At 50.1% G+C, this 23,101-nt stretch carries 22 protein-coding genes and 1 other RNA gene; 8 read left to right on the top strand and 15 right to left on the bottom strand.

The genetic code is table 11. The features are described from left to right. Window positions 1-28: 28 nt before the first annotated feature. Window positions 29-505 carry a fibronectin type III domain-containing protein gene (locus BD_RS16510; protein ID WP_011165931.1) on the bottom strand — a complete coding sequence of 159 codons (477 nt, stop codon included), beginning with the start codon at window positions 503-505 and terminating at the stop codon, window positions 29-31. A 97-nt stretch (window positions 506-602) separates the two neighbouring features. On the opposite strand from BD_RS16510, the gene rnpB reads away from it, so the two are divergent. The 3 genes from rnpB (at window position 603) to BD_RS16500 (ending at window position 3,882) form a co-directional block, all read left to right on the top strand. Continuing rightward, window positions 603-986: RNase P RNA component class A (gene rnpB, locus BD_RS18015), an RNA gene on the top strand. Between the two features lie 89 nt (window positions 987-1,075). Next, the gene (locus BD_RS16505; RefSeq protein ID WP_011165930.1) at window positions 1,076-2,410 is read left to right on the top strand and encodes an alpha/beta fold hydrolase; all 1,335 of its coding nucleotides are present in this window, start codon (window positions 1,076-1,078) and stop codon (window positions 2,408-2,410) included. 104 nt (window positions 2,411-2,514) lie between these two features. After that, window positions 2,515-3,882 (top strand): DUF1214 domain-containing protein, encoded by a 1,368-nt coding sequence (locus BD_RS16500; RefSeq protein ID WP_011165929.1) that lies wholly within the window; start codon window positions 2,515-2,517, stop codon window positions 3,880-3,882. A gap of 78 nt (window positions 3,883-3,960) precedes the next feature. Here BD_RS16500 and BD_RS16495 read toward each other — a convergent pair whose 3' ends face one another. Together BD_RS16495 and BD_RS16490 are read right to left on the bottom strand one after the other, a co-directional pair. Further along, a complete protein-coding gene (locus tag BD_RS16495; protein WP_011165928.1) occupies window positions 3,961-4,758 on the bottom strand; it encodes a hypothetical protein in 798 nt (265 codons plus the stop codon). Between the two features lie 90 nt (window positions 4,759-4,848). Further along, entirely contained in the window at window positions 4,849-6,027 is a 1,179-nt protein-coding gene (locus BD_RS16490) for a BamA/TamA family outer membrane protein (RefSeq protein ID WP_011165927.1), read from the bottom strand. 178 nt (window positions 6,028-6,205) lie between these two features. Between BD_RS16490 and BD_RS16485 the strand changes: the two genes are divergently transcribed. From BD_RS16485 to BD_RS16470, 4 genes are read left to right on the top strand one after another with little or no spacing between them, the layout of a single operon-like run. Then, on the top strand, window positions 6,206-7,789 hold the full coding sequence (locus BD_RS16485; RefSeq protein WP_011165926.1) for a YiiX/YebB-like N1pC/P60 family cysteine hydrolase: 1,584 nt from the start codon (window positions 6,206-6,208) through the stop codon (window positions 7,787-7,789). Between the two features lie 9 nt (window positions 7,790-7,798). After that, window positions 7,799-9,007 (top strand): hypothetical protein, encoded by a 1,209-nt coding sequence (locus BD_RS16480; RefSeq protein WP_011165925.1) that lies wholly within the window; start codon window positions 7,799-7,801, stop codon window positions 9,005-9,007. Further along, the gene (locus tag BD_RS16475; RefSeq protein ID WP_011165924.1) at window positions 9,004-11,058 is read left to right on the top strand and encodes a phospholipase D-like domain-containing protein; all 2,055 of its coding nucleotides are present in this window, start codon (window positions 9,004-9,006) and stop codon (window positions 11,056-11,058) included. Before BD_RS16480 ends, BD_RS16475 begins: the two co-directional genes overlap by 4 nt. A 60-nt stretch (window positions 11,059-11,118) precedes the next feature. Then, window positions 11,119-12,912 (top strand): M3 family oligoendopeptidase, encoded by a 1,794-nt coding sequence (locus BD_RS16470; RefSeq protein ID WP_041583643.1) that lies wholly within the window; start codon window positions 11,119-11,121, stop codon window positions 12,910-12,912. 14 nt (window positions 12,913-12,926) lie between these two features. On the opposite strand, the gene BD_RS16465 is transcribed toward BD_RS16470, so the two are convergent. Genes BD_RS16465 through BD_RS16450 form a run of 4 tightly spaced genes read right to left on the bottom strand, consistent with a single transcriptional unit; the run spans window position 12,927 to window position 16,212 of the window. Beyond that, window positions 12,927-13,646 (bottom strand): outer membrane beta-barrel domain-containing protein, encoded by a 720-nt coding sequence (locus BD_RS16465; protein WP_011165922.1) that lies wholly within the window; start codon window positions 13,644-13,646, stop codon window positions 12,927-12,929. Continuing rightward, window positions 13,627-13,890: a hypothetical protein gene (locus BD_RS16460; protein ID WP_038448700.1), complete on the bottom strand. Its 264-nt coding sequence runs from the start codon at window positions 13,888-13,890 to the stop codon at window positions 13,627-13,629. Before BD_RS16460 ends, BD_RS16465 begins: the two co-directional genes overlap by 20 nt. Continuing rightward, on the bottom strand, window positions 13,877-15,373 hold the full coding sequence (locus BD_RS16455) for a tetratricopeptide repeat protein (protein WP_157865734.1): 1,497 nt from the start codon (window positions 15,371-15,373) through the stop codon (window positions 13,877-13,879). Before BD_RS16455 ends, BD_RS16460 begins: the two co-directional genes overlap by 14 nt. A gap of 41 nt (window positions 15,374-15,414) precedes the next feature. Continuing rightward, on the bottom strand, window positions 15,415-16,212 hold the full coding sequence (locus tag BD_RS16450) for an outer membrane beta-barrel domain-containing protein (protein WP_157865733.1): 798 nt from the start codon (window positions 16,210-16,212) through the stop codon (window positions 15,415-15,417). A 358-nt stretch (window positions 16,213-16,570) separates the two neighbouring features. On the opposite strand from BD_RS16450, the gene BD_RS16445 reads away from it, so the two are divergent. Then, complete coding sequence (locus BD_RS16445) at window positions 16,571-17,260, top strand: hypothetical protein (RefSeq protein ID WP_038448693.1); 690 nt, start codon at window positions 16,571-16,573, stop codon at window positions 17,258-17,260. 20 nt (window positions 17,261-17,280) lie between these two features. On the opposite strand, the gene BD_RS16440 is transcribed toward BD_RS16445, so the two are convergent. The 8 genes from BD_RS16440 to BD_RS16405 form a co-directional block, all read right to left on the bottom strand. Continuing rightward, window positions 17,281-17,847 (bottom strand): GNAT family N-acetyltransferase, encoded by a 567-nt coding sequence (locus BD_RS16440; RefSeq protein ID WP_041583642.1) that lies wholly within the window; start codon window positions 17,845-17,847, stop codon window positions 17,281-17,283. 124 nt (window positions 17,848-17,971) lie between these two features. Continuing rightward, window positions 17,972-18,598: a glutathione S-transferase family protein gene (locus tag BD_RS16435; RefSeq protein WP_011165915.1), complete on the bottom strand. Its 627-nt coding sequence runs from the start codon at window positions 18,596-18,598 to the stop codon at window positions 17,972-17,974. 12 nt (window positions 18,599-18,610) lie between these two features. After that, window positions 18,611-19,408: an ABC transporter permease gene (locus tag BD_RS16430; RefSeq protein ID WP_011165914.1), complete on the bottom strand. Its 798-nt coding sequence runs from the start codon at window positions 19,406-19,408 to the stop codon at window positions 18,611-18,613. Further along, the gene (locus BD_RS16425) at window positions 19,409-20,221 is read right to left on the bottom strand and encodes an ABC transporter permease (protein ID WP_011165913.1); all 813 of its coding nucleotides are present in this window, start codon (window positions 20,219-20,221) and stop codon (window positions 19,409-19,411) included. After that, window positions 20,178-21,008, bottom strand: coding sequence for an ABC transporter ATP-binding protein (locus BD_RS16420; RefSeq protein WP_011165912.1), 831 nt, complete (start codon window positions 21,006-21,008; stop codon window positions 20,178-20,180). The genes BD_RS16425 and BD_RS16420 overlap by 44 nt, the downstream gene beginning before the upstream one ends. Before the next feature lie 22 nt (window positions 21,009-21,030). Next, on the bottom strand, window positions 21,031-21,561 hold the full coding sequence (locus tag BD_RS16415) for a hypothetical protein (RefSeq protein ID WP_011165911.1): 531 nt from the start codon (window positions 21,559-21,561) through the stop codon (window positions 21,031-21,033). A gap of 127 nt (window positions 21,562-21,688) precedes the next feature. Beyond that, complete coding sequence (locus BD_RS16410) at window positions 21,689-22,495, bottom strand: endonuclease/exonuclease/phosphatase family protein (RefSeq protein ID WP_011165910.1); 807 nt, start codon at window positions 22,493-22,495, stop codon at window positions 21,689-21,691. 49 nt (window positions 22,496-22,544) lie between these two features. Beyond that, window positions 22,545-23,069, bottom strand: coding sequence for a GNAT family N-acetyltransferase (locus BD_RS16405; RefSeq protein WP_011165909.1), 525 nt, complete (start codon window positions 23,067-23,069; stop codon window positions 22,545-22,547). Window positions 23,070-23,101 lie beyond the last annotated feature (32 nt).

Here is a 23,101-nt window from a genome sequence, read left to right as displayed (position 1 = left end):
AACTTAGAACGATAAAGCTAAGGACGTGTTACTTTGCAGCCGGTGTTTCGAACATGGACATTGCAAAGTAGCTTTTGCGGAAGGTGCTCCAGTTTGTGGATTTCACAGCCGCGACTCTCCAGAAGTAGTGTTTGCCAGCTTCCAGGCCTGTTGCTTCGAACGTCGTGCCTTTAACAGCGTACTCGTTTGCCACCAGCCATTTGAAGTTAGGATCTGTAGCCACTTGAACATGGTACTCGTCCGCGCCAGCAACTGATTTCCAAGTCAAAGTTGTTTTATCAGCTTTAACGGAAGTGTAATAAGCCGGACTCACAAGTTCTGGTTTTGCGGGAACTTCGTTTTTCGCAGGATCGGCTTTTGGCTGTGGGAACAGGGAGTTCATCTTTTCAGTCAAACCACCGTGGCCGCCGCCGTGACCACCACCACCATGAGCCTCTTCAGCCAAAGAAGCAGAAGTAAGAGTCAAAGTCATAGCGAACGCGAATAGAGATACCAAGATCTTCATGATTTAATCCTTTTGTAAACGATGCTTAGAAAGTAAAATAAAACCGGGATTAAGAAAACCTTCTTGCACGAAATGCTGGACGGTGTTAGAAATCCCCACGGTTTTGCGGATGATTGCTCTAATAATACTCTAAATTCCTGAAATTAGAGAGGAAAGTCCGGACTCCATATGGCAGCGCAAGGGGTAACGCCCCTCTACAGTAATGTAAGGAACAGTGGAACAGAGAGAATGTCCAGGGCATTGAGCCAGACACCGGGAACGGGAGGGTCTGGGGAGCTGCTGGAGTGAAAACAGCCAAACTCTGCGCGGAGCAAGATCAAATAGGGTGACACTAGTAGGGCGGCCAGCCCGTAGTCACCGGGTAAGATCGCTTGAGGGTGTCAGTAATGCCACTCCCAGAGGAATGATCATCCACGATTATCGGGTAAATTATGGGACCTGGTAGTTTGGACAGAATCCGGCTTATAGCAAAACCGAGATCCCGCCTTCTTTATAGACAACTCTGCAAGTTTTCCAAAACTTGAGAGTTTTCGTGCCCTTAGGATACCTATTTGGGCTAAATTTGCCGTCATGAAAATCATGAACACAGTGGTATTTGCCCTGATTCTGGGTGCGAGCATGGCTTCGCGCCTTGAGGCTCAGGCCCAAGTTTCTTTGAATATTCCTTCTGAATCGACTTATGAATCAGGCAAATCCCTTTGCCAGAAAACCTATGCGTCTTTGATAGCCCATGAAAAAGGGTTCTATGTCCGAGTCCCCGTGGACTATTCCCGCCCGGAGCGGGGCATGACTGAGGTTTATTCTTATTTCCACCGCGGGTTTGATCCCAGCAAAGAAACTTTGATCTATTTCACCGGCGGTCCCGGGCAAACCTCACATTGGGGTTTGTTCCGCAATCCGGTGCCTTACAATGTTCTGATCATGGAGCACCGGGGGGTGGGGTGCTCGCGCCCGGACACGCGATCGATGTTCCTGGATCCATCTTATTATTCCTCTGAAAATGTCGCTCGCGACGCCGAGGTGGTTCGTCAGCACCTGATGATCAATCAATGGACCGTCTATGGAATTTCTTACGGGACGGTTCCGGCGACGATGTATGCTTCGCTGTTCCCGCAAAACACTCGCGCGGCTATTTTGGAAGGTGTCGTTTATGACGGCGGCTTGCTGCTTTGGGATGCACCTCATCGTCGCAAGCTGTTGCAGAGGATGCTGAATTCGTTGTCGCCGTCTTTGATGGCAAGACTGGAAAGTGTTTCTGCGGTTCATGGCATTCCCGACACATGGCTGTCACGTCAGGCGCGCACACAGTTGATGTACAATGATGGCGTGAAAAAACTGAAAAAGCGCCTGGAGCTTTTAACTGACGACAAGGTCTTCAAAGATTTTCTGACCGAGGTTCGCAAAAGCTATGAACCCATCACATACACTCCGCACATTCTGTTTGCCTCCAATGACATCGCTTACATGATGATTTCCTGTCAGGAATTGGGGATGGCGAATCCGGAAGTCAGTATCGAGGATTCCTTTATCAAAGGGCAGTTGGTTCGCAAGGTCGATACTGAGTCGTTGAAACAATGCGCACGTCTTCGCGCCAAAGGTGACAAAATCTATCGGGCCGAAAACTATCCGGTGAAAGTGCCGGTCACGTATTTCCAGGGATCTGACGACGGCGCCACGGCGGCACCGGAAGGTGTTCGTCACTATAAGAATGTTCCGGTGGGATTTAAGCAGCTGGCGATTCTGGTGCGTGGTGGGCACAATCCGAATCTGGAACTGATCCTGTACGAAAATCCACAACAATTGCAGATCTTTGATTATGCGATGAAGGGTTTGCCAATTCCCAAGACTCTTTATTCTGAAATGAAAAAAGCCAGCGGCCATTTCTGGGCTTACACTTCCAACTGAAGTCGGGGCTGCTTGTTTGTCGGCACCGGCCTTTGAGTGAATCTGTTTTCACGTTCCCACGGGGCTAAAATAGAGATCGTTGCTTAAAAGACAAGGAGGTCTTTATGTGGCAGTGGTCGAAGTGTGTTTTTGTTTTCGTGCTGACAGCGTCCCTGTTTGCGGGATCGGCAGTCATCGCCGCGGATAAAACCGATCGTATCAGTGACAAGGATGTGGTGGATGCCTACGCCTACTATCTGGGACGCCTGCTGGTGTTGCGTCAGGAGCATCTTGATTTTCGCGATGAAGGTTTACGCTGGAACAAAATCATCCATCGCTCCGTCGGCGGAGTGAAATGGGCCAATCCCAATCTGGATGTGGCATACAGTGAAGCGTGGGTGGGTCTGGATAAAAACTCCTGCACCATGCTGGAGATTCCAAAAATCACGGGACGCTATTACACCATTCAAACTTTGAATGGCTGGGGTGAAACCACCTCGAACATCAATGAACGAACCTTCCCTCGTCATGCCTCGGGAAAATTTGCTTATTGTCTGCCTGACAGCACGGTGGCCTTAGGCCCGGATGTGCAGAAAGTGGTATTGCCAAGTGCGAAGTCGCGCATTCTGGCGCGCGTGGAGCTGGGTTCGGATCCCGCGCAGGCCGTGGCATTGCAGAAGGAAATAAAGCTGTACGCGACAGGCACACCGGTCCTGCCAAAAACGGTGGTGACACCGATATTTACCAATAAAAATCTTCCTGGCATTGCTGTCTTTGATAATGCCTCGGCTGTGCTTGCCAGTGAGGCCGACATCAATCCGGGAATGGATGAACTGCAGGTGAAGGTTCGCGCTATTCAAGATGCCGCAAAGGGGACTGAGCGAAACCGACTGAATGAAGTCATTCGCAAACGGGCTATTCCTGATTTTGTCAGTCAGTTTGCAAAATTTGGAACTGTAGGCAATGGCTGGCATTATCCCAAGGTGGTGGGGAACTATGGTTCTGACTATCGCGCCCGCACGGTGGTAAATTTTGGTGGCATCTGGGCCAACAACAGCAAGGAAGTAATCTATTACAAGACCCATACCGACGGTCAAAGTATAGAATTAAACGGGTCTAATGCCTATACGATGACTTTCCCGAAAGATCAGTTGCCGCAGTCTTTGGTGCGGTATTTCTGGTCGGTTATTGTGGTGGATGCCGAAAAGTTCCAGGTGGTGCCGAATTCCTTGAATCGCTACAATCTGAACAACCATTCAAGCTTAAGAACCAATGCCGACGGGTCGCTGACGCTGGTATTTGCGAACAAGCTGCCCTCAGGGTATGCGCAGACCAACTGGCTGCCCACTCCGGCTGGGAAGAACTATCATCTGACTTTGCGGTTCTATGGCCCCGCAAAAGAGCTTGAAAGCGGCCGATACTTCCCTCCACCTCTGGTGAAGGTTGGTGGTTCCCTGGCCAAAGCCGATCGCAATTCAACCATTCTGAAATAAAAAAAGAAAACCCGCCTTCGTTCTGAGGGCGGGTTTTCAACTCACAGGATCTTCATTCCTAAAGATCCACGTTCGTTTTTAATGTCTTGTTATAGGAAACTGGAAGTTCAAACCAATAAAGGTCTGATAGTTCGGAACGCCGAGGCCTTCATGGGCGACGGTCCACTGGGGTTCTGCGAAAAGATTCATGGTGGTTCCGCTTTCGAGCTTCCATATTTTGCCGAGCCCCACCCCGATTGGAATGTAATAGTCGCCGGTTTCCCAGTTGAAGAACCAGATGCCAGTTGAGCGCAAATAGACAGCTGACGGTAAATTATAGATAACGAAAGGCTGCAAGGTGGCGATGTTCTGGGTTGGACGATCCTCATCGCCTGCAACATCATGTTGATAGGTCAGTAAGCCCCCGATAAGTCCCCAGGGGTGCGGGCTCATGGCCATGACCGAGGCTCCGACTTGCCATTTCCCCGCTCCGGTTTCATCCTCGCTGGCGGTGGGAAATACAAAATAGGGACCGACGCCTAACTCTAAGCCTTCGTTGCCTTTCAACAGAAAGATATCAAACACGTTGATGTCCCCGAGGCCCGAGACTTGGTCTCCGTCGGGGCCTGGTACGGTTTGATAGGGAATTGTCATGCGGGCGATTTGCGGAAGGCCGCCCAGCAGATGCGGCATGGCTCCGCGCAGATTGAATGAGTTTGATGTTTCATCCGTGCCGAAGATGGAAGAGGTTATATAGTCATGCAGACTCAGGGCGACCATTGGTGTCAGTGGATTGTTGGATTTATTCATGTCTTCTGCAGAAGCGTCTGCCAGAGCGGTCATTGGCAATGATGCGACTATCAGGGTCACCAAAGTGCTGCTAAGTCCCCATTTCATACAGACCTCCAATATGGAACTGTCATTATTCCCTGATCCAGCAGGTTCGGATATCTTACAGATAGAAACTTGAAGAAAAACAAAAAGGACTCAGAAGGCCTGACCGACGCTGAAGTAGTAGCTGATTTTCTGATCGCCGTAGGCTGTGTCAAACCGGAAGTCGACTGGATTCTTTTGTGCTATTTTAAAACGCACACCCAGTCCACCGCTTCCCAAAAAGGCGGCGCCTTCAAAGTCCGAAACTTTGGGGGCCAGTTGGCCTGCGCCAGCGAAAGCGACGCCCCCCCAGCGATCGGAGAAACGATAGCGATATTCGCCTTGAGCCGCCCACATCATCTTGTCCCGGTATTTCCCGGTTTCATAGCCGCGCAAGTCGCCACCCTGGCCAAACATGCTCAGACTGTAAAAAGGCGCATCTCCATATGCGAAGCGGGCCATCAGGCGATAAGCAAAAACAGAAAACGGGGCCAGTTGAATATACTGATTCCAGGCAATCTTATAAGTCTGGTAGGTGGTGTTGTCGTGCAGGTCTTCACTGTGAAATTCGGCCTGCAGATCAAACAGGGATCCTTCGGTTGGATAAAAGCTGTCATTGCGGGTGTCGCGTTCGGCCTTCAGATTCGGAGCAACGAAATTTGTTTTGGCGACCAGTTTGTCCGTCAGTCCGGCGGGAATATTTTCTGACTCAATTCCGGTGGTGATTTCGGCGCCGATCAGCTCCAGCCCAAGAAAAAGTTTGTTGGTGATCTGTTTCATAAGCCGGATTCCGGCAAAGTCTACTTCCTGTTTCAGGGGAACGGAGAGGTTCTGTTTGTTTTGATTATAGCCAATGCCATAAAAGTCATAGAAAACAGTGGCCTTCCCTGTGGCCAGGCCCACGCGCCACTGGTCGTTGGCCAGTTTTCCAGAATAGGCGAGGCCTCCTCCATAAGAATGTTTCTCGGTGTAGAAAGCGCCTCCGCCGACAATGGAAGGCGGGCTTTCATCTTCTTTTAGAGTGAAAATATACTGACCCATGAGTGCGATTCCCCAACCCTGACTGGGATTCAAAAAGGGAATTGGCGCAATAACAAATTCGTTTTTGTCTTTTTTCTGTATGGCATTGAATGGGGTCGGTTGAGCAGGATTTACAGGAAGGGCTTTATCATCATCCAGAAGGTCCGATGATTCTTCCCAAATTATGCGGGGACCTTCTTCAGAGGAAGAATTTTGGGCATTTGCCGAAAAAGAAAGAGCCAGTAAAAGCAGGACTTCGATCCTGGACTTCATTGTGTATCTCCTCTGATGAATAGATGAAAGTTTATCAATGTCGAGTTGCCAGGTCCAGCTGTCGGATTTTTGGTGTCTTTTCGCACTGGTCCTCTGGACTAGATTTGCTGTCGGGAAACATCTTTAAAGCGAGAAGTTAGGACACCTCGGATAATCTGTTTGTATGGAGGGAATTCCCATGCGTTTCGCTATTGTTCTGTTGTGTGCACTCACAGCATTTGTTGGCGCTTGTTCTTCGTTCAAATCTTCCACAGAAAGAGCCCCGGCAGCCACATATTATGTAGATCCTCAATACTATGACCTGCAGGTTTTGATGTCCGAAGCCCTGAGCTTCCGTGCCCAGGCACTGCGTTTTGCTGATGAAAAGAAACTGGGACAGACCGGTGACATCAGCTTGAGCCGTTCTGAAGGGGAATGGGTTCGGGCCATGGGGGCCCAGTATCTGGAAACACGCAAGAAGCTGATGGATCTTGCCATTGCTGAAGGCGAGTACTTCGCAGGCAAGAATCAAGTCAAACTGGAACCTTACAAGGGCACCAAGACGGTCAAAAAAGAACGTTTCGTTCGTAAGGATACTTGGGAGACCTACAACGTTCTGAATGTGGACCCGAAGGATGCTCAGGGTGAAAAACAGATCTTCCGCATGCAGATGGCCTTGGCTTCGGCTCTGCTTCTGATGGACAACTATCTGGTGGCGATTCAGCCATTCAATGAGAACTCTTCTTTGCGCTATGTTCTGAACTATGACGTTCCTCAAAAGCGTGCCTTGCAGGCGATTGCGGATTCCTATTCCTCCACGCAACGTCGTGACCAGATCGAAAATGCGATCAAATTTGTCGACTCTGTGATGGCCTGGCGCCGTGCCAACGGGGTCAAGACCAGCCCGGAAGAAACACAGCTTTACACACTCACCCAGTCCAGCATCTGGTACCTGGCGGTTAAGAATGACAAAACCGGTACCGGTTTTAAAGATGCCATTGCCAATCTGTGGAATCGCCTGACCCTGCGTGGAAAACGCGGTGTGCGTGCGGTTTCTTACGGTGTCAGCATGGGCTTTGGTAACATGGTCGGTTTGGTGGAAAGCCGCAAGGGCTATCTTTATAGCATGTCCCAGTCTGAAAAGGCCAATCTGGTTGCCGAAATGAAGCCGTTGGATATTTTAATGGAGAAAACTCCGTTCCGTCTGACTGACAAGATGATTCCTGGGCACTACGGTCACGTGGCGATCTGGTTGGGAACTGAAGAGCAGTTGAAAGACCTGCGAGTGTGGGATCAAATTCCAGCCAACATTCAGGCCAAAATCCGCTCCGGTCATCGCATCGTGGAAGCTCTGCGCCCGGGTGTTGAGCTGAATACGCTGGAGCACTTCCTGAATATTGACGACTTCCTGGTGGTTCGCGACACTCGTACCAACATTACGGATGAATATCGTCGCAAGGCCATTTTGCAGGCGATTGCCCAAATCGGGAAAGAGTATGACTTCAATTTCGACGTGCACACTCACACCCGCATTGTTTGCTCCGAGATCGCGTATGTGGTCTTTGGTGATGTGAAATGGCCTTTGGAAGAAACTCTGCGCCGTTACACCATCAGCCCGGACAACGTGGCGCAACTGGCAATTGGCAACCAAAGAACTTTCGAACCGGTGATCATGTATTACGACGGTAAACGCGTTTACAAAGATCTGCCTTATTCTTTGGGCCTTCTTCTAAAAGCCGACGATCAACACTACGCTGAATTCAAAAAATTCCAGAATCTTTAGGAAGTAATCATGAAGATGACGATGAAATCCGCTTTGATTGCCTGTGCCGCCCTGATGGCCGTGCATTGCTCCCACAAAGAAGTTCGTGAACCAGCCAGCCTGAATAAGATCGTTTCGGACGGTCAGGTTCAAGCCTTGGGGGACCTGATGGGTGGGGATTCACCGCTGAATCCGTATCGTCATCCCATGAAAATTCAGTTTTACACAAACGGAGACCAGAAGTATCTGTCCGAAACAGCCCGCAAGGCCCTGAATCAGGCGATCATTGAAACTCTGGGTGTGGAAAATCCCGAGCAGGGTCTGGCGAAGCTGGCTGCCGGAAATCTGAAAGACGCTCTGCTTGAGAATTTTGTAAAAACCATGCGTATTTATAAAATCATCAACACAGGTTTGCAGGTGGACCTGACGTTCCTGCCTCAGCCCAATCAAAAGAATGACTATGCGGCTGAGTTGAACAGCAATCAGCTGGTCCGCTTTAATGAAACCGGCGCGTTGAGCTCTAAATGGGATCAGCTTGAAAAGTCCACGGACACCGGCACAGTATACAATAATTCCGTGTATATCCCGGCGAAGCAGGGGAAAGCCGACTATATTGGCGGCACGATGACGTTGTACGCCGAGATTTTGGACACCCGTCCGAAATTTGGTCTGCCAAGTATCAAAAAGAACGGCGTGAAGGGTTTTGTGCGCTATCGCCGTTACTATCGCCTGAATCGCGAAGTGCAAAAATCTATAACTTGTGAAGGTTTCACTCTGTCAGCAAAACCCGCCGGGGCCGGAGTGCCGTTGTTCTACACAGTGGATTTGTACAAGAACTTCACTTTGAAAAATATAATTCCGACGGAAGAAACCATCGAGATCTTCCCGGGTCTTCTGGCCTCTACGAATGAGGGCCGATCCGAGCTGATGCCGGATAAATATGACAGAACCGGAAAGTCCATTCCCACAGGTCAGTTCCTGGTGGAAAGTAAAAAGTCCTTTCAGGAAGAGATCAGCTTCAACCTTGAAAAGATCGTTTATGACCTGAAGGAAAAGAAGCTGGATCGCGATCGTTCCCGCGTTAAGCTGGTGGAGTACTATTCCTCCCGCGATAACGACAGTATGGCGAACGACACGCAGGCGCTTTATTCCGCACGCATCCAATATCTGAAAAAATGTGAGTCTTCTATGGAGAAGTTCCTGAATCTGGATGCTCTGGTGAATGGAGGTATCCTGTGAAAAAGGCCTTATTAATTCTCACCTCGGTGGCGATGGCTTCCACGGCTGTGGCGCAGACAGCGCAAGTGTCGCTGAAAGAGCGAATTGCCGCCATGGACTATTATAAGAAAAATCATGATCTGATGTTTGCGGCGGAAGCCTGTCGTCGTCCCGAGACGTTGCTTCAGGAAATCAAAAAGCTCCCAGCGGCCGAACAAACCAAGGCTCGTGCCTTTGTAAAGGCCAACGAGGCCGTTGTTCCGGAAAAAATACTGCTTCCTTTGGTTTATTGGAAGTTTGTGAAAAAGAACGCGGCTAACGAAGGCAAAGTGATGCAGTACTGGCTGCAGATGCGCTTGCAGGCCCTGCGTGACTATGCTGACAACCCATTGGTTAAAGACAAGGCGGCTCAGAACGAAGCGCGCTCTTTGATGACTTCCTGGGCTGCGGCTTCCAACTTGAATCTGACCAGCCGTGAACTGACCGAAAATCTGCAGAAACGCTTCCCGCAGATGGATCCGTACTCATTGTCGGCCGGTGGTTTTATACCGGGCAACATTGTAGAGCTGGTCAGTCATAATGAAATCTCTCCGGAAAGAATCCAGTGGTTCAACGACCGCGTGATCTTTGCTGGTGGGGTTTTGGACTTTAATCAGCCTTATATGAAGATGCCTTTGCATAAGGACGATGAAGGACATCCGTCTTTCAAAGACCCGATGTTTGCCAAGATCCGTGACATGATTCTTTCCGCGAAGGAATCCGTGTTCATTGATATCTTCCTGTTTGGTGGAACCATGGGGGGAACTTTGAGCAAGTTCCTTCTGGATCAGACGGTGGAAAAGAAAAAAGCCAATCCGAACTTCAAAGTGCTTCTGTTGCATGACTATGCCACAAATTACAACATGAAGGACGAGATGATGCCGATCTTTAAGTACATCAAAGATCGTGCGGCGACCGATCCGGGCTTGAAGGGGTCTGTGTATCTGCTTCAGGCCAATATTCAGCGCCATCCGCCGGGGATTCCATTTGGCATCACCAATCTGGTGCCTAAAACGGAAGAGACTTTCAAAGCCCTGGAAAAGCGCAACACGTATTACGAATCCAAGATCGATCACAGTAAGGTGATCGTGGTGGACCCGGAATCTGAGGCACCTCAGGCGTATTTCGGTTCCAAGAACTGGTCCGATCACAGCGGTGGTTATTACTATGATAATGCCCTGTACGTGAAGGGCCCGGCGGCGGCTTTGGTTCAGGCGGCGTACTATGATGACGTGGATGCCGCCCTGACGACAGATCCGAATGAAAAGAAGTGGTTCTTCTACAAAGAGGAAGGCTACGGCAACGAAGCCTATTTGAAAAACCGCGAGCAAATTCTGGCGTGGTTCCGTGTGGACCGTTCTGTTTTCCCGGCGGTGGGCAACCAGTCCGTGCGTTTGGCGGAAGCCAACGTGGATGGAAAAATCAAAGACACCCGCAATATGCTGGTGGATATGATCATGAAAGCAGAAAGCCATATCTATATGGAGCACCTGTTCATTTACGACAAGTACATCAATGATGCTCTGATGAAGCGTAAAGCTCAGGTGCCGGGATTGAAGATCCGCATTCTTGCCGATCACAACGGAAACTTCGGATTGGGTGGATTGCCTAACACACTCTATCTGGATCAGTTGCTGCGCCATGGAGTCGAGGTTCGTGCTCGTCGCACCCTCGGTATTGAAGCGAAGTTCCCTAATGGAACAACGCAGGGCTATCACCAGGAAAATCACCGCAAAATCACATCCGTGGACGGTAAGGTGATGCTGGTGGGTTCTTCCAACTTGAATCCGGACACTTTGCAGGGCAGTTTCCGTGAGTTCGGGGCGCAGTTGTTTGACCAGAAGGTCATCGGCGGCTTTGAAGAAGAGTTCCTGGATGCGTGGAACGACGACAAACTGGTCGGGCCGTTCTATGAAGGTGAACGCCTGCAACTGCAGGTGATGGGTAAAACCCTTTCGCCGGAGCTGAGCAAGATCATCAACGATCTGGGCTCCACGGTGCTTCGAGCCAAAGACGACATCGAAAAGCGTTAAAACCAGAAAGGGCCCCAAAGGCCCTTTTTGTTTTTCTGTCCATACGGTAAGATCTTTCCCATGGAAAAAATGGCTTGGAATCTAGAATCTGAATATCCGTCTTACAACTCTCCTGAATTTCTTTCTGAATTTGACCTGGTGAAATCCAAGGTCGATCAGCTGGAAAAGGACGTCAAATCCCTGAAGACTCCGTTCGATAACGATGTGGAGAAGATCCAAAAGATCTGGATCGACGTGGAAGCCACTCAAGTTCTGGTGGGTAACATGTCGACCTTCCTGAATTGCCATCTGTCTGTCGATAGCACTCTCAGCGAGGCGCAGGCCAAGAAGTCTGAAGTGATGGCTTTAAGTTCCCGCATGTGGCAGATCCTGATCCCGGTGGATAACTTTATGAAACGTTGTTCAGAGGAAACTCTGAACAAGATTCTTTCCCACCCGGAACTGACCCCTGCAAAATTTGACTGGAGCCAGGAACGCACACAAAAACCGTTCATGCTTTCCGATGACGAGGAAACTTTATTGCAGGCCCTTTCCATGCCCGGCCTGCATGCATGGGGTGAGCTTTACAGTAACCTTAGCGGCACCATGCGCTGTGAAATGAAGTTCAAAGACCGCACTGAAACTGTGGGCTTGGCGAAAGCTTCAGCTTTGATCCGCAGTCAGGATGAAGAAACCCGCCATGTGGCTTGGACTTCCATTCAAGAGGCTTGGACCACCCACAAAGAAACAGCTTCTGCGATCTTGAATGCTTTGTCCGGCTGGCGCCATGAGGTTATCAAAAAGCGCTCTCAGGTGAAGCCTGCACACTATCTGGATCAGTCCTTGTTCTACAGCCGTATCACCAAGGAAACTCTGGATGCGATGCTGACGGCTTGTTATGAAAATGTCGATATGTCCCGCCGTGCGAATCTGGCGATGGCAAAACTGATGGGCAAAAAGGCCTTGGACCCGTGGGATTTGCTGGCACAAAGCCCGATTTCAGCTTCAAAAGCCGAACGCAGCTATGAAGAGGGCCTGAAGATGATCAAGGATGCCTTCGGTCAGGCCTCGCCGGAAATGGCGCAGTTCGTGGACATGATGGCGGAAAAACACTGGATTGAAGCGCGTGTTCTTCCGAACAAGCGCAACGGTGCTTATTGCACGGGCTTCCGCAAAAAACGTGAACCGCGTGTTTTCATGACCTACATGGGTTCTAACAGTGACATATCCACTTTAGCGCACGAACTGGGGCATGCTTATCATTCGTGGGTGATGCGTGATATGCCCATTGCCGAGTGTGGTTATCCAATGACTTTGGCAGAAACCGCCAGCATTTTCTCGGAAACCCTTTTGCATGACGTGCTTTTGACCAATGCAAAGACCCGTGAAGAAAAGATTGAATTTGCCTGGGGTGAGATGGATCGTGCCACCGCCTTCCTGCTGAACATTCCGGCTCGTTATGACTTTGAAAAAAGCTTCTATGAGATGCGCGAAAAACGCACGGTCAGCGCCGATGAACTGAGCAAGCTGACCGACGACGCCTGGAGCAAGTGGTATGGCAGTACCTTGAGCGAAAATGATAAAATGTATTGGGCAACCAAGCTGCATTTTTCGATGTCCGGAATCAGTTTCTATAACTATCCGTACACCTTCGGATATCTTTTCAGCATCAGTGTTTATGCCCGTCGTGAAGAGCTGGGTAAGGACTTTATGCAGACTTACATCAACATCCTGCGCGACACGGGCCGCATGACTGCGGAAGATCTGGTGCAAAAACACCTGGGTGAAGACATCCGTCGTCCCGAGTTCTGGCGAAAATCCATTGCGGTGATCAACCGTAAAATCGAAGAGTTTGAAAAGCTCGCCCTGGGCTAGGGCGAGCAGAGGCCTTAGAACAAATAGGACAGGCCCAGCTCCAGGCCCTGACTGATTTGAATCTTTTTAGAAAAGTCAGATTCAGACGGGGTGGTGCCTGTGCCAATGTCAGCGGAAACCGGATCCAGCATCTGGTACAACAACAACCGGTAGGTGGCTGCCAGTGCAAACTGTCTTTTCATATAAAGGCGATGACTGATCGCCGCTGCCGTTAGTGGCAGATTCTGCTGACCGGATTGCTGCACACCCAGGTCAAATTCCAGGCTGAATTGGGTTGGTAAAACCAGATCCTTGGAAAAGCTCAATTTTCCGTACAGGAAAGTCCAACGGTAGCTGCCCAGAAGCATGGCGCCCGGAGCGGGGGCTTTGTTAAAATCAAGCCCCTGCGATGTTCCCTCAAACTGTTCAGAATAAGTGCTTAAGCCTGTCATCCGCCCCAGGTATTTGATCCCCCAGGCTTTGTAGTCTGAACTGTGGTAAAAGACCGACGTTCCCCACAGGACGTTATTGAAAAACATTTCATCAATGATGTAGCCGGCATTCACACCGAGTTCCAGGCGTCCCTTGGGTTTCACCAGTTTGTTTTTAACGGCCAAGGGGCTGTCCAGTACCGGCACCACGGATTCGGAAGGAAGTTCCTCTTCACTGAACTCGATGGTTGCAGCTTCAAGAGAGCGGCCCAGCAAGAGCAAACAGAACAGCAGACTTAGAAGTTTAATTGCCTTTGAAGTCATTGATTCCGTTCTCCATTTCCGGCACAAAGTTTTCCCGCACGCGGATCAGACGTTTGAAGTTAAAGTCCTTCTTTGAGTTGATGCTGGACATGTCGGGCAAAGCGATGCCGCCCTTGACCAGCTCGTCATCAAACTGCATCTTGACGACCTTCTTTTTGGGACCTTTTTTTGCCTGGCTTTGTTGGGCTTCAGCGGTTTGCACCAGAAGGCATAGCAGGGCGATGAGCAGTTTATTCCGTTTCACAGGTGTTTACTCCCAGGTACTGATAGTTGCCGATTTCATCCCGCCAGTATTCGCCTTCGAATGGCCAATAGCGATTTCCGTTGGAGATGTAAAAGTTGCGGCTGTTGTCATGGTCGATGCGGCTGTGGGCTTCGCCGTTGTTGATCTTTTTGATGTATTCACTGCGGGCCTGTTTCTTCTTGCCGTTCAGAACTTCATAGCGCAGCAGGTTCAGATCTCCGGAAAGGACCGAGAGCTCTTCTTCCGTGGCGCGCAGGCTGTTCGCCAACAACTGTCCAGCCTCGCGCTGGGCATTGGCCTGTCGTTTCAGAAGAATTTTTTGGATGTAAGTTCTTAAGCCTTTTTCCGAGGGCTGGCGCAGGGATTCCGCCCGCTTGATTTCTTCCTCAATTTCCTTCAGATAGGTGATTTTATTTTTCAGGGCCCCGCGATCCATCAGGGTGCGAACCACAAAGAAGGGAATCTCTCCGCTGTAGTTTCCGGCAGCGCCTTTCTTTATGATATTGAGGTGTCTGCGGGCCGCATCGATCTGTTTGTAGTTGGACTCAGCGGTGCGGGCGGCTTTGTTGTATTGGGCGATCTGCGAATAAGCCTGAGTGTAGTTTCGTGTGAAGTTTTGCAGGGACTTGTCGGCCTCATCGTTCTGACACACAAAAAGCAGAATGATGGCCCGAAGAATCAGGGACTCGGGATCATAAAAGTTTTCATAGTATGGTGTGTGCAGTGTCTGAATGGTGCTCATGGCGCTGCGGAACTGGGCTGACCGGAAAAGGGACCAGGTCAGTTCAATCTGCGAGTCACGGTATGCCGGGTGGTCCTTGGGAATTTCCCGGTACAGATCGATGGCTTCTTTGAAGTTCTTTCCTTGATAGTGGGCCCGGGCCAGGGCGATGGATGCCAGGCCGCGCTTGGGATCTGTTGCGGGACGGGACTGATATCTGTCCAGTAAAGTCGAAAGACTTGCGATTGCAGGCTCGGCTTGATTCTTTTTCAGATGGATCAATCCCTGGAGGTACAGGGATTCCTCGTTGTGCGGTTGCAAACGCAAAGCCGCAGCCAGATTCTCCAATGCCGGGTCCAATTCACCTTTGTTCATCTGAGCCTGAGCCAGACGATTCAGATACAGATCACGAGCCACTTCACCCAGATTGTTTGGATCCACTTTTCGGATGGTGTAGTCCAGAAGACCCGTATCATTAAGGCGGTCAGAAACCACCACCAGATTCTGCAGGGCTTTTTGCGCCAAGGTTCCGCTGGACTCTCGGGTGGTGATGATCAGGGGGAACGCAGCGGCCTGGTTCATCTTCAGTTTCATCAAAGAAAGACCCAGATAGTACCGGGCGGCGGACTTTTCCTGGGGCTTCAGATTTTTCTCGGTAAAGGCCAGGTTGTAAAATTGAACCGCCGATTTGCGAAACTGCCCGTCGCGAAAGCTTTTTTGGGCCGCTGAAATGGCGTTGCCGTTTTGGGCTAGCGCAGTCACGGGGAACATCATGGTGAGAAAAAGAAATGCAAAGGTGTTTTTCATCGGTAGTCCGGTTCCGGCCAGAACAGCCCATAGCTAAGGGTTAAAAAGAGAGAGTTTGAATTCTGGTCGTCACCCTCATAGTTCTTCGCTGAATAAAAGGCCCAGGTGAGGTCCACCCGCAATGCGTGGGAACGATCCAGAGAAAAGAGATCGCCCAGTCCGACCTGAAAGCTGGTGGCGTCCTCTCCGCCATCGGTACGAACTTTTCCTATTCCTACGGTCTGGTAGATTTCAAAAGGGATGATCTTGGAATCCATCCAGGCGGTCTTGCCGTAGATGCTGTTAAAGTAAAGATTCACTCCATAAAAATTCTGCATCGACAGCAGGCTTTTGACTTCAAGCCCCTGCTCCTGGTTCAGTGAATCAACTTCACTGCGCGAAGAGGAGGTGAAGACATAGGCAAAGGCTTCCAAACCCCAGGTTTCGTTGAAGTGGTAGCTGGCTTTGGTGTTAAGTCCAAAGGTGCGGAAGAAGACATCCGATGGCAGCAGCGTGAAGCCGCCGCTCAGCTGCACACGTCCTGTTTTGGGCATGTAGTTTTTTTGAATGACCGCCAGATCAGAATGAATTGATTGTGAATTCAAGGTTGTATATTCCGCCGCCTGTGGCTTGGCGCTGGAGCCCCCGAAACTTTTTGGCGGCTCTTTGAAGACATTGGTGTCATTTTCCAGAAGACGTTCGACGAAGTCGATTTCTCCTTGCTCGGTGCCGGAATCGGCCGGGGAAATTTCAGATTGAGCACGACTGAAAGTGCTTGCGAATAAAACGGTGAAGATGAGCAAAATTGATTTCATGTTTAATGACATTTCAACAATCAAAGAAATCACTGCCAAGTTTTAATGTCATTATGGCAGTGAAGTTAGACCATTTTCGCAGGTGAAGATGCTCAGAAGATTTACAGTGGGGCTTCGTCTGAAGTGCGGCAATTTCTCTTCTGAAAATTAACCCCGAGGCTCTGCCCAGAGGACACAAGAGGCGACCTCCGAAAATTACAGGTCAGTAATTTCCATGCCTCATTCAGGGTAATTAAGACGTTGAACTTATATGCAAAATCAGAATTTAGACGCTTCAGCCATCGCAGGTTGCAGTATTCAGAAAATCGAGGAATGCACCGATCTTGCATATGCATTCTTAACAGGTGATGGAGGGGAAATGAAATCACTGATGTTGAAGCTGGGGATACTTGCAGGTGCGACCGTCTTGATGGTGGCATTTCAAAACTGTTCTAAGATTGGTACAAATGGAATTGCTATTGAAGAAAACTCTTTGTCTCTGGATCAGGTTGAGATTGTCGATCAGCCCGATGTCGTGGTGGACCTGCCTGATGAGGAAGAGCCTGCCGCTCCTGTAAAGGATCCGGTGAAAGATCCTGTGAAAGAGCCGGGTAAAGAGGGCGGAGGCGAAACGGCAGACGTTGACGCCGAAGACGATGGCGGCTGTAAAGACGTCAAAGACGACGAAGTCGCCAAAGCTGTCGCGATGTGCTCGAATGAGGGTAAAACCCAGGGCTTTGTTTCAGACCAAGAGATCAAAGTGGTGCATGGCAAAGCCGACTATAGTGTCGACCAGGTGGCAAAGCTCAGTGGTGTGCATAGTACAGTTGTACTAAGAGCTGCATCGGCGGATTCCAAAATCGTCGAAGCCCGCAATGTTCAGGGCCTGGTGGTTCTGTGCGGCTTTGCTGAAGTCGAAGGTCTTGATTCGGTTCAGGGAAAAGTGATTGTGGTAGGGGGCCGCGTTCGGGAAGCCAAGCTGGTGCAAAGCACTTTGGTTTTGGTGAATGCCAGCCTGCAAAGCCACACGGGTGTAAAAAGCCGCGTAAAAACCTATTCAGTGAAATAGCCTTGAGAAGCTCGCCCTGGTTAAGGGCGAGCTGTTAAATCCAGACACATACAGATATCATCCGTAAATGTTCCATCGGGCTGGCGATAGGCCAGTTCCTGATATCCGATCTGTTTAAATCCCAACTTAAGATAAAGACGGTGAGCCACCTTGTTGGCGCTCATCACGTTCAGTTCCAGAAAGCGCAGACCTTCAAGGGTTTGTGCAACCTCAATCAGGCGGCGCAAAAGCGCTTCGCCCAAGCCCCGCCCCCGATAGTCATGATGAACAGACATGCCAAGTCCCGCACGGTGCGAACGTTTGCTGTCCTTGAAGGCGGCCATGTTGGTAATGCCCACGATGCGGCCTTGATGTTCAGCGATGATCAAAGCGCTGCGGGGATCCTCATTGGCTGCGGTGATCCACTTCACTTGGGTTTCCACGGTCTTTGTCGCCGCCGATTCAACTGTGCTCAGTATATAGGGAGAGGTCGGCAGGATCTCTTTGAAAGCATTCAGAAGATCTTCGGCCTCTGTGACCAAAGCAGGCCTCAAAATGATGGAATCGCCGTTTTTAGTTTGTACGGTGCGGTTTTCATGCAATGCCATAGTGACCTCCTTTGGTGATCTTTAAGATCGGCGAAAAGAGGCCACCAGACAAATTAATTAAATTGATGGAGCCTCTAAGAAAAATGCATTTCAAAGAGGCGTCCCGTTTTTGTCTTCGGGATTTCTAGTGAGCCTGGGCGGTCGCGCGCATTTTATCCAGCTTCTGGGCCGCTGGACGGCTGGTACAAAGTCCCATCCACTTGTTGATTTCCGGATAAGGGGACATGTCGAACTTCAGGGCGTACAGCAAACCCACTACAGAAGCTACATTCAGATCCGCCACGGTGAAGCGGTTTCCAACAAGGTAAGTCTTGCCTTTAAGGCCCGCTTCCAGAGTGTTCAGATAGTTCGGCAGAACCTTTTTGGCGTCTTCGATGACTTTGGGATTCTTGAACTCGTCCGGGACGAACAGCGCCTGAATCAGCCAGTTCACCGCAGGAGTTTGCAAATCCACCAGGGCCCAGAAGCTCCACTGCATGATGTGGCCTTCTTCTTCCAGATTCTGCGGAGCCAGGGGGCTGTTGTGTTTTTTGGCCAGATAGTTGGTGATAGCCATGGATTCCCACAGGATGTATTCGCCATCAATGATTGCCGGGATTTTTCCGTTCGGGTTGATTTTCAGATAGTCCGGGGATTTATGCTGCTTTTCACGCATATTCATTGGCATCTGCTCATAAGGCAGGCCCAGTTCTTCAAGCATCCAGTAGCAGCGGCCGGCGCTGGACATCGGGGATCCGTAGATTTTAATCATATGAATTTCTCCTTAGGAACTTGCGCTGGAATAAAACCGCAGGGCAAATTTCCAAAATTTGTTTGTTAGATAAATCAAAATACCTGAAAGCACCACCACCCATGCAAACAATGCCAGATCGGGTGGTTCTAAAAGCGCGCGGGCCGGCACACTGGCGATCACACCCACGGGCAGGGCGGTCAGCAGCACCCATTTGAACCACGGCACATAGATTGAATCCGGGCGCATGCCCAGACGGTAAATCTGATACCAGATGAATTGCAAATTCTCTGATCGCGCAAAGATCACCGCGGTGGAGGCCATGAAGAATCTCATGGCATACAAGGCCACCAGCCCACATGGGATTAACAGCAGCAGCCAGAACAGGCGCAGCCATTCAAAGTTTGAAAGCTGCAAGATGCTATAGATGAACCAGCTGGAAGCAATGATCAGATTTCCGATCATCGCTGTGGACGCCTTTTGCAGTGAAATCATGAACTGCGAGTTGATGGGCTTTGCCAGCAGCAGATCCAGATCGCCTTTGCGCACTTTTTCCGAAAACTGATCCAGGTTCTCGGAAAGAATGATCATGTAAAGTCCGTCGACGACAAAAACCACGCCCAGGAACACGCGCATTTGCTCCAGGTTCCAGTCGCCGATTTTCGGTGTATGGCGGAACAAAACTTCAAAGGTCATGATCTGCGCCAAATACCAAAATATATCAGTGGCGATACGGGTAACGAAGTTCACCCGGTATTCCAGATCTGCGATAAAGCTGGTGCGGAAAAGAGCGGCGTACAAAGACAGGTACTTCTTCAGCGTCTGAAACATTTAAGCCCCCGTTCCGGTGTACACGTTGACACCTTTTCGCCACAGCCACGCGCCAATAAGATTCACCACGACGATGCCGACTGTGACCGAAGCAAAGGACTGCCAGACTGTGCCGATTTCAAGTCGCCCGGTCAGGTAACCCACGGGAACATAAACCCCGGCACTGAACGGCAAAGCGATCATGATGGACTTCACCGGTTCCGGCATCAGATCCAGCGGGAACAGTTCCCCGGTCATCAGCCACAAGGCCAGATTTTTTGCCCCGGTGACGGCATAGACCTTGTTCAGATAAAAGGCGCAGGCCGCGATCACAAAGCTGATCGAATGCACTAAAATCAAATAATAGAATTCCAGGGCGAATGCCAGCGGCAGACGTTCAAATTTGGTCGGCAGATCAAAGATGAAGATTGCGAAGAAGGGAATCAGCATCGACACCAGGGTGGTGATGAACTTGTAACCCATCAACTGCGAGAAATAGTATTCATAGAAACTCATCGGTCGCACCAGCAGACTGTTGATGCTTCCGGAGTCGATCTCCTGAATCATGCGGTATTCATACATCCAGCTGGTGCAGATGCGTGCAAAGAAAGCGCCCCACATGGCATAGGCCAGATAGTACTCACGGCCAAAACCGGCGATCTCTGTGGCGCCAGCGCCTTTAAAGACGGCAAACCACAAAAGGACTTCAATCCCTGTGGTCAGTGTCGGCTGAAGAATCGCATCGACGAAATAATTCAGCCGGTATTCAAGATTGGACAGAATCGCGAGTTTAGCGAACGCGAGATTCCGCTTCCAAAAAGCGGCGAATGACATCTTCAAAATCGACCTCTTCGTTTTCAGCCAGTTCAGTGTTGGATTTGGTTACAAACTCAGGAACCGTGCCCTGATAGACGATGTGGCCTTTGCTGATCAGAAGCAGCTTGTCAGCAAGTTTGGCGATATCGTCCATATAGTGACTGGTCAGAATCACGGTCGGTTCTTTTTCTTTCACGTACTGATCCAGGAACTCACGGATGGTCTCCTGAGCCACGATGTCCAGACCGATGGTCGGCTCATCCAGGAACAGTATTTTGGGTTCATGCAAAAGGGCGCCGATGATCTCCATCTTCATGCGCTCACCAAGACTGAGGCGGCGAAGTTGTGTGTGCAGAACATGGGTGCACTGAAGCATCTCGGCCAGGTGCTCGACCCGTTTTCGGGCCTGGGCCGGATCCAGATCGTAAATGCGCGCCAGCAGGGAATAAGAATCCGCTGGAGAAATATCCCACCACAGCTGATTCTTCTGCCCCAGCAGAATGCTGATCTGGCGCAGGAATTCGTTCTTGCGCTCCCACGGTCTGAAGCCCAGAACCCGTGCATCACCGCTGGTCGGAGTGACAAGGCCGGAAAGCATTTTCAGCAAAGTGGTTTTGCCAGCACCGTTGGCGCCCACCAATCCCACAATCTGACCGGATTCGATTTTCAAAGTGGTTTTGTCCAAAGCAACTTTGGAGACATGCTTACGATTGACGAAGCCCTTCAGGGAATTGATGAATCCTTCGGGCTTCTGGTAAGTCTGATAGACGCGGGAAAGGTCGGTGGTTTCAATTACGATCGCCATGTCGGCGACTATAACCTAGAACTTATTCGTTGATAAAAGAAAACTCAGCGTAACGTTCTTCATCACTGAAGAATGTTTTCTGGTCGGCAGACACGTAGCTGCCTTCGATAATTCGGCCTGCTTTGCAGTTTTTCAAAGACTCGCGTTGGCCGTTATAGTCGCAGTCACCCACGTACCAGGCTTTTTCAGAATACTTGATTTTGTATCCGATCAGGCGCGCGCCTTTGTAGAAAGCCAGAACCTCATCCAGACGAGTGCGGCCGGCCGCGTGGTAGTCGCCTTCCAAAATGGTGTCACCCCAAACCTGGGCTTGCTCAACTGCGATGGCCTTCAAGTTGTCGCGGGTGGGATCGTTCAGTTTGTTCATGCGGGTTTTCTGGCTGTAAACGATCTGGTGGGAATAGTTGGATTTGCACGGCTGAGTCTGGCAAGCGTGTTCGTAGTGAGCCGCTTCTTCATAGAATTTGTCGCCGTTCGGGCCCATCTGATCAGCCATGGTCACAGAGGAAACCAAAAGCCCCAAAAGTGCTGTGAGTGCAGTTTTCAAAGACATAGAAACCTCCTGTGAGGTGAATATGCTCCGAAATCGAGGAAACTTTTAATACATACAAAAGAACTTATTATACAAAAAATGAATCAACCGGGGGCCGACCGCGCATAACGAAGCCGACCCGAGGAGGCTATTTCAGGCGGAACGAGGCTGAAAGCGGCTTGTGATCGGATGTTTCGATATCGTTGTGCAGGGTCGTGGAGGTGGCTTCCAGCCCGCGGACGTAGATATGATCCAATTTGAACCTGCGATTGTCGTTGGCAAACGGCAGTTTCTTCATCTTAAGTTTTCCAAGGATTTCATCAAGATAGGCTAGGCGTTCGCCATTCCAGGAATTGAAGTCTCCGGCAAAAATAAGCGGGCCCTCGTGCTTTTTCAGGAAAGCCGCGACCTGTTCGATCTGCTCGCGGTTGTGTTTGTTGGCTACGAAATTCAAGCCATGGATGTTCGCAACCCACAGTGTGAACGGGCTGTTGGCGATGGCGTATTCGCTGACCAGAACCATTTTCGGGGTTTTGATCACCGGTTCGCGACCCGGACTGCGCAGGAAGTGAACCATGGAGGGGCGGGCATAAGAGCCGTTCATGACTCCGGTCTGATCGCCGTCTTTTTCCAGGAAGCTGGTGGCAAAATCCCAGCAGAAGTTTTTCTGGCGCAGGATCACATTGGGCACATAGGAATCGATCATGCCTTCTTGAATCAGGATCAGGTCATTCTTTGGAACAAAGTATTCAAAGTCACGGGCCCAGCGGTCCTTGGCTTCGGCCTTTTTGATGTTCCAGACGAACAGGTCAAAGTTGGACGGCAGGAACTCGTGCTGGCACTGGCCAAACTGAGTGTGAACGTCTTTGTCAGCGGGAATTTCTTTTTGAATCTCTTCCGCGAAGGCGTAAGAGGATACGGAAAGGCTCAGGGCCAGGATCAATCCCTTGATCATTTTTTGCTCCTTGCAAAAAAAGCCCCTCATCAGTGAAGGGCCTTAGGATTTATACTTTCTTTTCAAGAACTGTGAACTGCAGTCCTTCGACTTTTGGAATCCCGAAGCGTTCATCGCCGTAAGGGAACGGCTTGGTTTCCTTGGTGTTGCGGAAGCCATGCTTTTCGTACCACTTGATCAGCTCTGTGCGAACGGAAATCACTGTCATGAAAATGGTATTACAATCCCAGAATTGTGCAAGTGCCTCTGATTCGTTCAACAATAATTTTCCGAGGCCTTTTGACTGTAATTCCGGAGCCACAGTCAGCATGCCCAGATACATTTTGGAACCTTGTTTTTCAACGTGAACACACCCCAAAAGATCGCCGGTGTCGTCATCTTCCGCGACCAGAATCACGGACTCTTCTTTGTCGATCAAAGCCTGAATGCCTTTAGCATCCACACGCTGTCCATCCAACAAGTCAGCCTCAGTCGTCCACCCTTGTTTGGAGCTGTCCCCGCGATAAGCGGAGTTAACCAGTTCAACAAGGTCTTCAACATGACTAGAATCAGCCTGAGTAAATTCAATATGCATAGCTTCTCCCAAAAGGTACCTGCTTACTTTTG

Origin of the sequence: Bdellovibrio bacteriovorus HD100 (assembly GCF_000196175.1) — a bacterium.
Taxonomy (GTDB): domain Bacteria; phylum Bdellovibrionota; class Bdellovibrionia; order Bdellovibrionales; family Bdellovibrionaceae; genus Bdellovibrio; species Bdellovibrio bacteriovorus.
Note: the sequence above shows the minus strand (reverse complement) of the source record. Positions and strands in the feature narration are given on the sequence as shown.

Bases quoted from the DNA above. Each gene is read 5' to 3' on its own strand.
- BD_RS16510 (WP_011165931.1), bottom strand. From the start codon at position 505: ATGAAGATCTTGGTATCTCTATTCGCGTTCGCTATGACTTTGACTCTT.
- BD_RS16505 (WP_011165930.1), top strand. From the start codon at position 1,076: ATGAAAATCATGAACACAGTGGTATTTGCCCTGATTCTGGGTGCGAGC.
- BD_RS16500 (WP_011165929.1), top strand. From the start codon at position 2,515: ATGTGGCAGTGGTCGAAGTGTGTTTTTGTTTTCGTGCTGACAGCGTCC.
- BD_RS16495 (WP_011165928.1), bottom strand. From the start codon at position 4,758: ATGAAATGGGGACTTAGCAGCACTTTGGTGACCCTGATAGTCGCATCA.
- BD_RS16490 (WP_011165927.1), bottom strand. From the start codon at position 6,027: ATGAAGTCCAGGATCGAAGTCCTGCTTTTACTGGCTCTTTCTTTTTCG.
- BD_RS16485 (WP_011165926.1), top strand. From the start codon at position 6,206: ATGCGTTTCGCTATTGTTCTGTTGTGTGCACTCACAGCATTTGTTGGC.
- BD_RS16480 (WP_011165925.1), top strand. From the start codon at position 7,799: ATGAAGATGACGATGAAATCCGCTTTGATTGCCTGTGCCGCCCTGATG.
- BD_RS16470 (WP_041583643.1), top strand. From the start codon at position 11,119: ATGGAAAAAATGGCTTGGAATCTAGAATCTGAATATCCGTCTTACAAC.
- BD_RS16465 (WP_011165922.1), bottom strand. From the start codon at position 13,646: ATGACTTCAAAGGCAATTAAACTTCTAAGTCTGCTGTTCTGTTTGCTC.
- BD_RS16450 (WP_157865733.1), bottom strand. From the start codon at position 16,212: ATGAAATCAATTTTGCTCATCTTCACCGTTTTATTCGCAAGCACTTTC.
- BD_RS16445 (WP_038448693.1), top strand. From the start codon at position 16,571: ATGAAATCACTGATGTTGAAGCTGGGGATACTTGCAGGTGCGACCGTC.
- BD_RS16440 (WP_041583642.1), bottom strand. From the start codon at position 17,847: ATGGCATTGCATGAAAACCGCACCGTACAAACTAAAAACGGCGATTCC.
- BD_RS16435 (WP_011165915.1), bottom strand. From the start codon at position 18,598: ATGATTAAAATCTACGGATCCCCGATGTCCAGCGCCGGCCGCTGCTAC.
- BD_RS16430 (WP_011165914.1), bottom strand. From the start codon at position 19,408: ATGTTTCAGACGCTGAAGAAGTACCTGTCTTTGTACGCCGCTCTTTTC.
- BD_RS16425 (WP_011165913.1), bottom strand. From the start codon at position 20,221: ATGTCATTCGCCGCTTTTTGGAAGCGGAATCTCGCGTTCGCTAAACTC.
- BD_RS16420 (WP_011165912.1), bottom strand. From the start codon at position 21,008: ATGGCGATCGTAATTGAAACCACCGACCTTTCCCGCGTCTATCAGACT.
- BD_RS16415 (WP_011165911.1), bottom strand. From the start codon at position 21,561: ATGTCTTTGAAAACTGCACTCACAGCACTTTTGGGGCTTTTGGTTTCC.
- BD_RS16410 (WP_011165910.1), bottom strand. From the start codon at position 22,495: ATGATCAAGGGATTGATCCTGGCCCTGAGCCTTTCCGTATCCTCTTAC.
- BD_RS16405 (WP_011165909.1), bottom strand. From the start codon at position 23,069: ATGCATATTGAATTTACTCAGGCTGATTCTAGTCATGTTGAAGACCTT.